This window comes from Mesorhizobium sp. M0045, assembly GCF_040323385.1.
Lineage (GTDB): Bacteria > Pseudomonadota > Alphaproteobacteria > Rhizobiales > Rhizobiaceae > Mesorhizobium.
Map to the genome: position 1 here is coordinate 372,601 of NZ_JAMYUY010000004.1, position 12,753 is coordinate 385,353.

The window sequence follows — 12,753 nt, forward strand, 5'->3', positions numbered from 1 at the left end:
AAACACAGCTCTCCGGCCGCGCGCCCTCAGTGTCTGTTCCGGCGTCCGCCGACAATGCACACCCGGCATAGACACCTCAATTATGCTGCAGGCACCTGATCTCCCCGGTGACCTACCCTGCACCTTGGCATTGTATGACAGACCCTTCCGCACAATAGGTTGGCGGGCTGCGTCGGCGCATTCTCTTGAGCATTGGTCACCACAGGCCACACGGGAGAAAGCAAATGCGAAACATAACTCGAGCCCTGGCGCTCACCGCAGCGCTGGCCGCGTCGAGCGGCGGGATGGCGCAGGCCGCCAATTCTCAGCCCAAGCCGACGATCGTACTGGTGCACGGCGCCTTCGCGGAATCGTCGAGCTGGGACGCAGTCATCACCAAGCTCAGCAAAGACGGTTATGTAGCGATAGCCGCAGCTAATCCGCTCCGCGGCGTTGCCAGCGATGCGAAAGCAGTCTCAGCCATCGTCCGGTCGGTTTCCGGGCCGGTCGTGCTGGTGGGGCATTCCTATGGCGGGCCTGTCATCACCGAGGCCGCCAATGGCAATCCCAATGTAAAGGCGATGGTCTACGTGGCGGGTTTCGCGCCGGATACCGGCGAATCGAGCCTTACGTTGTCCAGCATGTTTCCCGGCAGCACCTTGGGGAGCGCGCTTGCTCCGGTAGCGTTGCCGGACGGCGGGCAAGACCTCTTCATCGAGCCGGCCAAGTTCCGCGCCCAGTTCGCCGCCGACGTTCCGCAAGAGCAGACTTTGCTGATGGCTGCCACTCAACGTCCTGTTGCGCAGGCGGCTCTGGCTGAAGCCTCGGGCGTCGCCTCATGGAAGACGCTGCCGTCCTACATGATCTACGGCTCGGATGACCGCAACATCCCGGCAGCCGTCATGAGCTTCATGGCCAAGCGTGCGCACGCGGTAAAGACCGTCGTCATCGAGGGTGCGTCCCACGCGCTCATGGTTTCGCACCCCGACGAGGTCACGTCACTCATCGAGGATGCTGCTGCATCGGTCAGTCAATAGCAGGCTGGAAGCGCCTGCATCCGATCGAGCAACGAAAATAGACACGCAACACCAGGAGACCAGACATGAAGATCGTCGTCATCGGCGGAACCGGGCTGATCGGTTCAAAGACCGTGGAGAGGCTGCGAAACAAAGGACACGACGTGCTGGCGGCGTCGCCGAATTCGGGCGTCAACACCGTTACGGGAGAGGGTCTGGCGTCCGCGCTTGCCGGTGCGCAGGTCGTCGTCGACCTGGCGAACTCGCCGTCGTTCGAGGAAAAGGCTGCCCTGGAGTTCTTCGGGGCATCCGGGCGTAATCTTTTTGCCGCCGAAACGGCCGCCGGCGTCCGTCATCACGTGGCGCTGTCGGTCGTCGGTACCGACCGGCTGCAGGGCATGGGCTATTTCCGCGGCAAGTTGCTTCAGGAAAAGCTGATCAGGGAATCCGGAATTCCCTACACCATCGTTCACGCCACTCAGTTCTTCGAATTCACCGCCGCCATCGCAAACACGGGCGCCGTCGGGGATACCATTCATATGTCGCCGGCCTACTTCCAACCCATGGCGGCTGATAATGTTGCCGATGCGATGGCGGACGTCGCGCTTGCCGCGCCGTTGAACGGCATGATCGAAATTGCCGGCCCGGAGCGTGTTCGCATGAGCGAACTTGTCGAGCGCTTCCTGAAGGCCACCAACGACCCGCGCAAAGTCGTCCCGGATCCCGGCGCGCTCTACTACGGCCAAGTGGCAATCGACGACCGAACGCTGGTGCCCGGCGAGAATGCGCGCATCGGCGCCGTGCGTTTCGATGATTGGCTCAGCCGATACACGCCACCGAAATAAGCAATCATCGGATAGGCCATTCTCACAACAAGGAGACCAGACATGATCAAAACACTTCTCTGTGCCGCGCTCACCGCCACTTCCGTCACCGCAGCAATGGCCAATGACGCCGCCAGCGTGAAGCTTGTCTACGACCAGGCCCTTCCAAACGTGCCCGGCAAGAGCATGAAGGCCGTGCTCGTCGAGTACGCGCCGGGGGGTACGTCGCCGGCCCATACCCATCCCAAATCCGCGTTCATCTATGCCACGGTTCTGGAGGGGGCGATCCGAAGCCAGGTCAACGATGGGCCGGTGAAGACTTATCGCGCCGGCGAGAGTTTCTCCGAATTCCCGGGCGACCGTCATGCCGTCAGCGAAAACGCCAGCAAGACGGAAGGCGCTCGTCTGCTTGCTATTTTCGTCGTCGACACCAGCGAGACGGAACTGACGACGAACGCGAAATGAAATCGTGGCCCTTGGGACTATCGGGGCGTATGCGAAGGGACGGTCAGTGACATGAATTCGATCGCCAGCCGCACACTTGCGGGGATTTCGGTCCCCGATACACTGCTTGTTGGCCGAGCGATCGAACATGCCCGCCAGCGATGTGAACCCTACTTGTTCAACCACGTTGTCCGATCCTGGCTTTTCGCGGCCCGGATCGGACAGATGCAGAATATCCAGCACGACGCGGAGGTTGTTGCCGTTGCAACCCTGTTGCATGACGTCACGCTCAATGAGGACTTCGCCGGGCCGCGCCGTTTCGAAGTGGAAGGCGCCGATCTTGCCCGCACCTTCGTTCGGGAAGGCGGCTTCGACGAGCGGCGCGCCCAATTGATCTGGGACAGCGTCGCCCTCAACTCGACGCCGTCGATCGGCCTCTACAAGGAGGCTGAGGTGGCGCTGTGCACAGCCGGCATCTGTCTCGATGTCGTCGGCTTGCAATACAGCCTCGTTTCGTCAGCCGAGATTGCAAAGATCATCGGTGAATTTCCGCGCCTCGGGATGAAGCGGCGGATGACGCGATGCTTTTGCCATATCGCCGAGATCAGGCCCGAAACCACCTACGACAACTTTGCCCGGGACTTCGGCGAGCGCTTTGTTTCAGGCTACAAAGCGACTTCGGCAGTTGATCTTGTGATGAACGCTCCCTTCGAAGAGTGAACGCAGTTTCGATCCAGGTTCAATCGACACCGGTCGGTTCAGCCTCGCCTTTCAAGTGACCCAAACGCTGCGCCTGTCGCATGCCTGCGCCAAAGCGAATTGCCGAGGGCAGCGGTCAGGTGCCAATTTCCACCGCCTATACTTCGGTTTAGGCGCCCCGACCTAATGAATGGCAGTACATATCATCGGGCACGATAGCAACAATTTGGCTCACCGGTCATCCTTACGCGGCAATGGATTGCAAACACCTCAAGGAGATAAAGTAATGAATATTGCAGCGTCACCGGTCGCTCCGAAAGGAAAAGCCGCCGCCCAACGCGCGAGTTATGCCGAGCAGTCGCCCGAACTTCTGAAGAAATTTATTGAATTTCTTGGAGCGACGCGAGAGGGGTCGATCGAAGAGCCAATCCGCGACCTTGTTGCCGTCCGGGCCGCGCAGCTGAACGGGTGCACCTTCTGCCTCGATATGCACGTCAAACAGGCGAAGATTCATGGCGAGCGCGAACTGCGCCTTTACCACCTGGCAGCCTGGCGGGAGTCGACCTTGTTCGTTCCTCGCGAGCGTGCAGCCTTGGCATGGACGGAAGTCTTGACGAAGTTGCCCGAGCAGGGTGTCCCGGACGAGATCTACGATCGGGTCAGGTCGCAGCTTTCCGAGAAGGAAATCTCCGATCTGACCTTCGTTGTCATGGCGGTCAACTCTTGGAACCGTCTGAACATCGGCTTCAAACCCGTCCCGGGCTCGGGCGATGCGAAGTTTGGCCTGAGCAAAGCAGCGCTGAGCTAATCTTTGGAATGGGTCAGAATGGCGCTTGTTTGTGCGCCATTCTGAGCGGCCGGGCAAAGGCGCCGAGCTCGGCGACCAACACTGGAACCGATCTCAGCCTCCCGGCCGCGGCCGCGAGGCGCTCTCAGGAGGGCGTCATGCGCATTGACAGTCTGCATCCAGTAATATCGGCCCGTCTCATGGTGGTCGATGTCGACGCTCCACTCCGCAGTGCGGCACTCTCACTTTCCAGGCCCGCAATAGGCCTGGTCGTGGTGTGCCACGGCAGTGGGGAGGCGGCAGGCGTGCTGAGCAAGTCCGACCTTGTCCGCCATCTGGCCAATTCAGGGCCAACAGAAGCGCCGATTGCGGCATTGATGAGCCGGTCCATCGTGTCCTGTGGTCCCGATGATGATCTTCATTCAGTCTGGCAGACCATGGCCGCGCAAGGCCTGCAGAATGTGCCGGTGCTCGGGGCTGACTCGAAACCGCTAGGCGTCCTAGATATCCGTGATGCGATGAAGGCGCTCTTTAAACAAGAGGAACTGCAGGAACGGCTACTTGCCAACTACATCAGCGGGATCGGCTACCAATAGACCATGGTCTCGCGATTGAATATACGGAAGTATGCATCGGCGTCTTCTTAGATATAGTAGAAAATAAAGGTCGAAAATTATAGCGTATTGAAGCAAATAGGTGACGACTTAACCAGCGGGGAATGAAATGTTTCGTCCGGACATAAAAGAAGATGTCTTCGACGGCCCGCCCGATGGCCCTGGAAGTGGTATGTCCGTGCAAATGTCGACGGCCGGCATCGTCCATGACCTGGGAAATCTCATTCAGGTCGCCTCGTCGGCGTTGAACCACCTGGCCCGCGATCCGAGCATCCAAGCGGCTCCGGCGCTCAGGCCTGTAATAGCCGGCGCCAAAACGGCTTTGGAACGGGCCGGGGGCCTTGTCCGGCAAACCATCAGCCTGGCCCGAGAGAGCCACGCTGAAATCGAATACACAAACGTAGGTGCTTGCCTGGCTGAGATCGAGACCCTCGTACGGAGCGCCTTGGACGCCAATTTCGGTCTTGAGCTTCGGGTCGGGTCCGACCTGCCTTTGGTGCGATGCGATCGCTTTGGGTTGCAAAATGCCGTTCTGAATCTTCTGTTCAACGCGCGCGATGCAATGCCTGAAGGCGGTTTCATCTCGATCGATGCCGGCTTGGCCTCTGAAACCTCCGCCGCCAGTCAGGTAGATATCCGTGTCGCGGACAACGGTATCGGGATGACCAGCGAGACGATGGTCTGCGCCTTCGATCCGTTCTTCACCACCAAAAGCGAAGGCCTCGGCGGCGTCGGTTTGCCGATGGTGAAGCACTTTGCCGAGCAATCAGGCGGAAGCATCGATATTCAGAGCACACTTGGAGCAGGCACGACCGTCACTCTGCGGTTGCCTGCGATGCGATAGCGGCCCGCCAATCTGCCTCCGGTGACAAACGTGACATACAATCGAGAGATAAAGATGGATGCACAAGTCGTCGAAAACGTCCAACAGCACCGTTTCGAGCTGCCGATCGCCGGCGATATGTTTGCGGCGGCCTATTATCGGCTCGAGGGCGGGAAGGTTGCGCTGATACACACCGAAGTCCCGTCGGAATTTTCCGGACAGGGGATCGCGTCGCAATTGGCCCACGGGACCTTCGAACTGCTCCGCAAAACCGGCCGTAAAGCGATCTTGAAATGTCCCTTCATGAGCCGCTTTTTCGCCAAGCACCCGGACTATGCAGATGTCGTCGGCGGCTAGTCATGGGCACGAATGTTGAGGGTTTCCCAAGGATCTATCCAAATGCCTGACGAGTATGATCTGCAGAGGTTCGTCAGCGCACAGGATCCGGTCTACGACGACGCGCTGGCCATTCTACGTCGAGGGATGATGTGCACTCCCTACATGGAGTTCATTTTCCCAAGGTTGGCCACAAGGCGAAGTGGTGCAGCGCCTGAGCCATATGCAATCACATCGCTCGACGAAGCCAGCGCCTATCTCTCATCCCCGATACTGGGAGGCCGTTATCGGGAATGCGTTGGCACCCTGCAACGGCTCTCGGGCCTGAGCGCTCGCGCTGTCTTCGGTGACGTTGATGCGAAGAAGTTGCACGCGTCCCTCACGCTGTTTTCCGAAGCAAGCAACGAGGAGTTCCTGCTCGAGACAATCTTCGACGTCTGGTTCGACGGTTTGCTCGATGAGGAAACGATGAACGCTCTCTACTTGATGTCGTAGTGGTCTGCTCGTGCTAGCGGCGTAAAGCTGTCGCGGCGCAGAGGTCACCATCCGCTGCCTTATCATGCGGTGCCATATCGAAACCGTGACCTGCGTCGAATATAGCGGGGCCGAAATGGTCGAACAGGACGAAGGGCCCGATCATGAGGCGATTCGAGGAGGCAATACGCGCCCTACCTTCAGTCCGTCCGCAAAATCACAGATAGCCGGCTGGATCGATGCCTGTGATATCGCTTTGGCGGATGGTCATGGATCTCTGTCCTTCTGCATGCCTTGTCAGCCAGGTGCTCGAACGCGCTTGAACGAAGCGGCGCGAAAGACCGTCTGAATGGCTTTGAGGAGCGCGAATTTGGAGCTCGCGTGGTGCTGTCCGGCGATGCCGCTTTCATTAAAAGCCGACACCCTCATCGACAGGATCGCGGCAAGATCTTCGGCCATTTCGGGCCGGTCGTGCAGCAGCGGTGCAAAGCTTTCCTGGTCTATCTCGTAAACCGTGACAGAGGTCATTGCCCGCAAACTCGACATCTCGCCGATGCCGGCGAGCAGGCCGGTCTCGCCGAAGAAATCGCCAGGTGCAAGCCGGCCGATCTCCTGCAGTTGATCGTCGTCCTCGCCAATTTGCCGGACGATGACGCCCGTCCGTACGATCATGAGCGACGGCAGCATCTCTCCCTGTCGTGCGATGATCTCGCCCTTATGGTAGGTGTGAACCGAGGCCGCTTTGGCGAGCGACTCCTGCTCGGTACCCGGTCAGGGCCGAGAATACCGGTATGGAATTGATAAGCTCGATCGGGGTGAAGCCTTGCGAGGCTGCCGTCTCGTCGCTCGGCCGGTTGGTCATGGCAATCGAGCCCGAAAGTGGCTGCGCCAGCAGCATGCCGGTCGACTTTGAATGGCGATAAATGAGATCGAAGATGTCGTTCCGAGCGGCATTTCGCTGGTCAATACTTGCGACGCGAAACGACAACTCGATCTCGATAGCTGCAGCATCCAGGCTTCTGATGGTAACCGAAGGCGAAGGGTCCTGGAGGATTGAATTGCAGCTCAGCAAGACAGTGCGCATGAGATCTACGATGATCGCCGGCGTCTTCGTTGGCGCCACCTTGACGGTGACGGCAAGTCCATGGCTCTCGTCCGGACCGCTTAAATTTGTTACCCCGATCTTGGCGAGAAGGCTGTTTGGCAGCGCGACGACATTGTGGGTCGGGGTAAGGAGTTGAGTCGACCGCCAGTTGGTCTCGACAACGCGGCCTTCGGTTCCGTCGCCCAGAATGATCCAGTTTCCAAGCACGTAAGGGCGGCCGAGGTTAAGCGCGATCCCAGAAAATACGTCACCAAGCGTATTCTGGAGCGCCAGTCCCAGGATGACGGCAAACACGCCCGACGTGGCAATGAGCGTTCCGACCGGCACTGCAAAGACGAACGCCAGGATCGACAGGAACATTCCAGCATAGACGATTCCGACCACGACGTCCTGCAGGAGACGTGCCTCGCGCGGCTTTCGCTCAAAGACGAGATAGATGCGGACAAATCCGATCAGCGCCCAGGCAAGGTGAACCCACCAGAGCAGCTTGACCGAGCCGATGAGGATCGCTCCCCCGGTTGTTTCGTTGTTCCCTGCGGCCTCGTACGGCACGACGCGCAGGTGGAGAACCATGGCCGACATCGCGACGAAAAAGGCGAGTTGGACGACCAGCTTCGCATTGGCGAAGCGTCTGGGGATGAGAGACCAAACGACGATCCCGGCGAAGCCGAGCAACACGATATAGACCAGAGGAGAGTTCCACCAGTTCATGAACGATCACTGCGATGCCCAGTTCAATGTTTGGTCTCCGGCCCGGCGATCGGGCCTCTGCCGCTGGCCTTGTCTTTTTCGAGAACTGCTTCGGTGATCGAATTCGGCAGCCGTCGCGGCTTTTCGATCAGCCCGAGCACCGGCATGGCGATGATGAAGAACGCGAAATAGCAAAGCGTCGCTAGTTGCGACATGACGACGTATGCGCCTTCCGCCGGCCGGGAGCCGAGCCAGCCGAGAAAGAGGGCATTGGCAACGAACAGCCAGAAGAGCACCCTGTACAAGGGGCGATAGACCGCCGAGCGCACCTTCGAGGTGTCGAGCCACGGCACCAGGAACAGCACCGCGATCGAGCCGAACATCGCGAGCACGCCGCCGAGCTTGGAATCGATCGGCCCGATATTGAACGTGATGGCCCGCAGGATCGCGTAAAACGGCAGGAAGTACCATTCCGGCACGATGTGGGCCGGCGTCTTCAGCGGATTGGCGATGCTGTTGTTGTCGGGATGGCCGAGATAGTTCGGCAAGTAGAAGACGAAGTAGGCGAAGAAGAGCAGGAACACGAGGATGCCGAAGGCATCTTTGACGGTGGCATAGGGCGTGAAGTCTACGACATCGGTTTTCGATTTGACCTCGATGCCGGTCGGATTGTTCTGGCCGACGACGTGAAGCGCCCAGATATGCAAGGTCACCACGCCCGCAAGCACAAATGGCAGCAGGTAATGCAGCGCAAAGAAGCGGTTCAGCGTCGGATTGTCGACCGCGAAGCCGCCGAGCAAAAGCTGCTGGAGCCAGTCGCCAACCAGCGGAATGGCCGTGAAGAAGTTGGTGATGACAGTGGCGCCCCAGAACGACATCTGTCCCCAAGGCAGCACGTAGCCCATAAAGGCCGTCGCCATCATCAGCAGGAGGTTGATGCAACCGAGCACCCACAGCAGCTCACGCGGCGCCTTGTAGGAGCCGTAGTAGAGGCCGCGGCAGATATGGATGTAGACGGCGACGAAGAAGAACGACGCGCCGTTGGAATGGAGATAGCGCAGCAGCCAGCCCGAATTCACGTCGCGCATGATCTTCTCGACCGAATTGAAGGCCAGCCCCGTATCAGGAGCGTAATGCATCGCCAGCACGATGCCGGTCAGGATCTGTGAAACCAGCATGATCGTGAGAATGCCGCCGAACGTATAGGCGTAGTTCAGGTTGCGCGGGACGGGATAGACGATGAAGCTGTCATAGACCAGCCGCGGCAGTGGCAGGCGGGCGTCGAACCAACGTTCGATTCTGGTTTTGGGCGTATAGGTCGAGTATTTGTCGCCGCTCATCGAAATGCCCCTGCCTCAGCCGATACGGATCTTGGTGTCGGAAACGAATTGGAACACCGGTACCGCCATGTTCTCCGGTGCCGGCCCCTTCCGGATGCGGCCGGCGGTGTCGTATTGCGAACCATGGCAGGAGCAGAACCAGCCGCCGAAATCGCCTTCCTGACCATGCGGGATGCAGCCGAGATGGGTGCAGACCTGGATCATCACTACCCAGGCTTCCTTGCCCGGCACAGTTCGGTTGGCGTCGGTTGCCGGCGCATCGGCCGGCAGGTTGGCATTGCGGGCGATTGGATCCTTGAGTTCGGCGAGATTGACCGCCTCGGCGTCCTTCATCTCTTTTTCGGTGCGGTTGCGCACGACCACCGGCTTGCCGCGCCACTTCACGACGAGCGACATTCCTGGCGTCAACGACGAGACGTCGACCTCGATCGCGGCGGGCGCTTCGACGCGCAATGTGTGCTCGGCTGTGGAGGTTTCGGAAAGGTCGGCCATGATGGCGACTCCTGTTGTTGGAAGCTGCGTCATCGCGTTGGTGGCAATCGAGCAAAAGCAGGCCACGGCTTTCGCCTTTCCAGTCTGCTCATGCCGCGCCGAATATGCCGGCCGTGGCCGGGTGTGAGCCATCGTGCCAACGGCACGCGCGTCCAATACTTTCGTTTAGGATTTCCTGAGCGAAGGACTGGCCGGGCTGGCGATGATGCCATCATGGAAGGTTCTGGATTCCTCCAGATAACCGATATGCCCCGGCATTGCGCACGGCGATCCCAAACTTCAGCCCGACCATACCTCGGCATAGGCACGTCTAGCTGTCGGTGTCGTAGTCGCCGTCCCCGCCAAGTGCGAGTTCTTGGAGCGGTTGTCTCGCGTGGCAGGTTTTCCGCCCGACGACGACCAGCGCGATTCAATCGGGTTCAGAAAAGGGAAAAGCGGTGAAACTCTACTACAGCCCTCTCGCCTGCAGCCTGGCCGACCACATCGCGCTGGAGGAGGCTGGTGCATCCTTCGAGCGCGAAACCGTCAATCTCAAAACCAAGCGGACGGCCTCCGGGGATGATTTCACCACCGTGACGCGCAAGGGGTATGTTCCAGCCCTCGTGCTGGATAGCGGCGAAACGCTGACGGAAAACATCGCCGTCCTCGATTGGCTCGCGTCGCGATACCCGGCACTGGGAGTGGAAGGGCCTTTGGGCCGTACGCGCGTTCTCGAAGCGCTGACCTATGTCTCGACTGAAATACATCGAAGCTTCAAGCCGATGTGGCACCAAAGCAGCGATGCTGAAAAGGCCAAGGCGAGCGCGACGATTACGAGCCAACTCGAGTTCTTCGCAGACGGGCTCAAGACCGACTATCTGTTCGGCGACAAACCCAGCGTCGCGGATTTTTATCTTTTCGTGATGCTGCTTTGGGCGGCCCGCTTCCACGTCCCTGTTCCCGCGCCTTTGCAAGCCCTTCGCGCCCGAATGGCTGCCCGACCGGCTGTGCGCATCGCAATGGATCGTGAGGGCCTCGCCTAAAGCCGAGGGTGGCCCCGAGCATAAGGTCAGACGCAACATATCCTCTCTCCCCGCCAGAAGATCAGGAGTCATTCTCATGCTGCCGTTTCTGCGGATGCTACATCCTGCCGCTTCCAAGCGCGGGGACGGCCTACATCTCGAATTTCTCCGAAGGGAAATCGAAGAAATGCTGGACCTTACTGACATTCCGTCAGAACTCGCCGCACTGCCCCCTGGCCGAGTGGTTGCAATACTGGATTCGGCGCAGTCACCATCGAAATAAGCGCAATATTTCCTGTCGGCCGATGCGGGCAGTATAGTCGTTCCCGCTTGTTGGTCGTCATAGAGGCTTCATCATGAATGCGAGTAAGGCCCCCGACACGGTTGATCATCGCCGCCGGCGCATTGTCGGTGCGACTGCAATGACGTTCGCCGCCACCGAACTCGGCCTGAGCGCGCCGCAGCCCTGGACAACCCGGATCACGTCAGCATCGTCATACACAATTACCGCTGGAGGCTCGGCCTGGCACATGGCGAGCCGGAGTATGACGTTCTGGAAAACCGGCTGGCCGAAGCTCCCGTGATCACAGTGCCGACCATTACCCTGAGGGCGATGCCAATGGCGCACCCCATTCGGACAGCAGTTCCTACGCCAAGAAATTCTCGGGCAGATACACGCACCGGATCATCACCGGCGGTATCGGCCACAACTTGCCTCAAGAAGCCCCGCAAGCCTTTGCCCAGGCTGTCATCGACGTTGGCGAATACTGATCAGGCAAGCTGAGTGAGCTGCTGATGCCTGCGTTGGATGGGCGGCGAGGACATGATGGTTGCGAGCTGAACATCGAGGCGTGGCCTTGGTCCACAGCGACGTTGCGCTTGACTCGTCCATATTATCTGTAATAAATCATACATATTGCCTTCAAAAAAGACGGCAGGTCTGGGGGGACCGATGAAAATCACGGCCATCAAGGCGCGCGTCTGCAATGCGGAAATGCGCAACTGGGTCTTCGTTCGCGTCGAAACCGACGAGCCCGGGCTGTTTGGCTGGGGTGAGGCGACGCTGGAATGGAAGACCCGAGCCGTCGTTGGGGCGCTTCAGGATCTTGAGGCCCTGCTCGTCGGGCAAGATCCGCGCAACGTGGAGCAGTGCTACCAGATACTTACGCGCCACGGCTTTTGGCGTCTTGGCGTCGAGGGAATGTCTGCCGTCAGCGGCATCGAGATCGCGCTCTGGGACATCCTGGGCAAGTCATTGGGCGTCCCCGTCTGGCGCCTTCTGGGCGGCCAGGTCCGCGACTATCTGCGCACCTACACGCATCTCGGCCTCGGGGACATGAAGGCGGTCTATGAGACCGGATCCGCGGATGCCATCGCAGAACGCGGACGCATCGTGACGCAAGCAGGCTACGATGCGGTCAAGGTCGTCTGCGTTCCCTACACCCACTACGTATCGCCCGCCAAGGCAGTCGATTCCGTTGCCAATATGGTTGGCTCACTTCGCGAGGCGGTAGGCCCGGATATCGACATCATGGTCGATTTCCACGGACGCCCTGCATCGGTTAACGCAGCGATGGACTACCTCAAGGCAATCGAGCCGGCCCGCATCATGTTCGCGGAAGAACCCGTTCCACCCGAAGATGTTGCCGGACTGGCGCATATCACGGCGCGATCGGCCGTGCCGATCGCTTCCGGCGAGCGGCTGATCGGGCGCCGCGAATTTACGCACTCGATCGCAGCCCGCGCCTTCAACATTGCCCAGCCTGATATTTGCCACACTGGCGGTCTGCTCGAGACGAAGAAGATCGCGGCCATGGCGGAAACCGCAGGCATCGGCCTTGCGCCGCACAACCCGCTTGGCCCGATCGCCGGCGTGGCTGCTCTTCATTTCGGCATATCGACGCCGAACGTTGTCATTCAGGAAGAGATGTCCGGTGCCGTCGCCTGGTACGACGACGTCGTCACCTGGCCAATTCAGCGTAAACCCGGCCGCTGGGATCTGCCCGAACTGCCGGGCCTTGGCGTCACCGTCAATGAGGACGTGATCGCGCGCCACCCCTTCAAGCAGGAAGTGCTGCATGCCCGTAACGCCGTCATGCCGGACGGCACCGTGGTCGACTGGTGAATGC

The 12,753-nt window shown here is 59.6% G+C and carries 13 protein-coding genes and 2 pseudogenes; 12 read left to right on the forward strand and 3 right to left on the reverse strand.

All coding sequences use genetic code 11. The features are described 5' to 3' along the window. Nucleotides 1-224 precede the first annotated feature (224 nt). The 9 genes from NKJ72_RS09075 (at nt 225) to NKJ72_RS09115 (ending at nt 6,017) form a co-directional block, all read left to right on the forward strand. Nucleotides 225-1,016: an alpha/beta fold hydrolase gene (locus NKJ72_RS09075; protein ID WP_352476717.1), complete on the forward strand. Its 792-nt coding sequence runs from the start codon at nt 225-227 to the stop codon at nt 1,014-1,016. A 65-nt stretch (nt 1,017-1,081) separates the two neighbouring features. Then, a complete protein-coding gene (locus NKJ72_RS09080; protein WP_352476718.1) occupies nt 1,082-1,840 on the forward strand; it encodes an SDR family oxidoreductase in 759 nt (252 codons plus the stop codon). Nucleotides 1,841-1,882: 42 nt separating this feature from the next. After that, nucleotides 1,883-2,284, forward strand: coding sequence for a cupin domain-containing protein (locus NKJ72_RS09085; protein WP_352476719.1), 402 nt, complete (start codon nt 1,883-1,885; stop codon nt 2,282-2,284). 204 nt (nt 2,285-2,488) lie between these two features. Next, complete coding sequence (locus NKJ72_RS09090) at nt 2,489-2,983, forward strand: hypothetical protein (RefSeq protein WP_352476720.1); 495 nt, start codon at nt 2,489-2,491, stop codon at nt 2,981-2,983. Nucleotides 2,984-3,248: 265 nt separating this feature from the next. After that, entirely contained in the window at nt 3,249-3,770 is a 522-nt protein-coding gene (locus NKJ72_RS09095) for a carboxymuconolactone decarboxylase family protein (protein ID WP_352476721.1), read from the forward strand. A gap of 137 nt (nt 3,771-3,907) precedes the next feature. Beyond that, complete coding sequence (locus NKJ72_RS09100; RefSeq protein WP_352455793.1) at nt 3,908-4,345, forward strand: CBS domain-containing protein; 438 nt, start codon at nt 3,908-3,910, stop codon at nt 4,343-4,345. A 127-nt stretch (nt 4,346-4,472) separates the two neighbouring features. After that, complete coding sequence (locus NKJ72_RS09105) at nt 4,473-5,207, forward strand: sensor histidine kinase (protein WP_352476722.1); 735 nt, start codon at nt 4,473-4,475, stop codon at nt 5,205-5,207. 54 nt (nt 5,208-5,261) lie between these two features. After that, nucleotides 5,262-5,543 (forward strand): GNAT family N-acetyltransferase, encoded by a 282-nt coding sequence (locus NKJ72_RS09110; RefSeq protein ID WP_352476723.1) that lies wholly within the window; start codon nt 5,262-5,264, stop codon nt 5,541-5,543. Nucleotides 5,544-5,585: 42 nt separating this feature from the next. After that, complete coding sequence (locus NKJ72_RS09115) at nt 5,586-6,017, forward strand: DUF1810 domain-containing protein (protein WP_352476724.1); 432 nt, start codon at nt 5,586-5,588, stop codon at nt 6,015-6,017. A gap of 276 nt (nt 6,018-6,293) precedes the next feature. On the opposite strand, the pseudogene NKJ72_RS09125 reads toward NKJ72_RS09115, so the two are convergent. The 3 genes and pseudogenes from NKJ72_RS09125 to petA form a co-directional block, all read right to left on the reverse strand. Then, nucleotides 6,294-7,812 (reverse strand): annotated as a pseudogene (locus NKJ72_RS09125) (mechanosensitive ion channel family protein). A gap of 23 nt (nt 7,813-7,835) precedes the next feature. Further along, the gene (locus NKJ72_RS09130) at nt 7,836-9,131 is read right to left on the reverse strand and encodes a cytochrome b (RefSeq protein ID WP_352476727.1); all 1,296 of its coding nucleotides are present in this window, start codon (nt 9,129-9,131) and stop codon (nt 7,836-7,838) included. A gap of 15 nt (nt 9,132-9,146) precedes the next feature. Beyond that, nucleotides 9,147-9,623: a ubiquinol-cytochrome c reductase iron-sulfur subunit gene (gene petA, locus NKJ72_RS09135; protein ID WP_352476728.1), complete on the reverse strand. Its 477-nt coding sequence runs from the start codon at nt 9,621-9,623 to the stop codon at nt 9,147-9,149. Nucleotides 9,624-10,060: 437 nt separating this feature from the next. Here petA and NKJ72_RS09140 point away from each other — a divergent pair, with 437 nt between their 5' ends. The 3 genes and pseudogenes from NKJ72_RS09140 to dgoD all read left to right on the forward strand — a co-directional run bounded on the left by NKJ72_RS09140 (nt 10,061) and on the right by dgoD (nt 12,749). Next, entirely contained in the window at nt 10,061-10,645 is a 585-nt protein-coding gene (locus NKJ72_RS09140) for a glutathione binding-like protein (protein ID WP_352476729.1), read from the forward strand. Nucleotides 10,646-11,081: 436 nt separating this feature from the next. Further along, nucleotides 11,082-11,395, forward strand: a pseudogene (locus NKJ72_RS09145) (alpha/beta hydrolase); the annotation flags it as partial. A 181-nt stretch (nt 11,396-11,576) separates the two neighbouring features. Next, complete coding sequence (gene dgoD / locus NKJ72_RS09150; protein ID WP_352476730.1) at nt 11,577-12,749, forward strand: galactonate dehydratase; 1,173 nt, start codon at nt 11,577-11,579, stop codon at nt 12,747-12,749. The last annotated feature ends 4 nt before the right edge of the window (nt 12,750-12,753 follow it).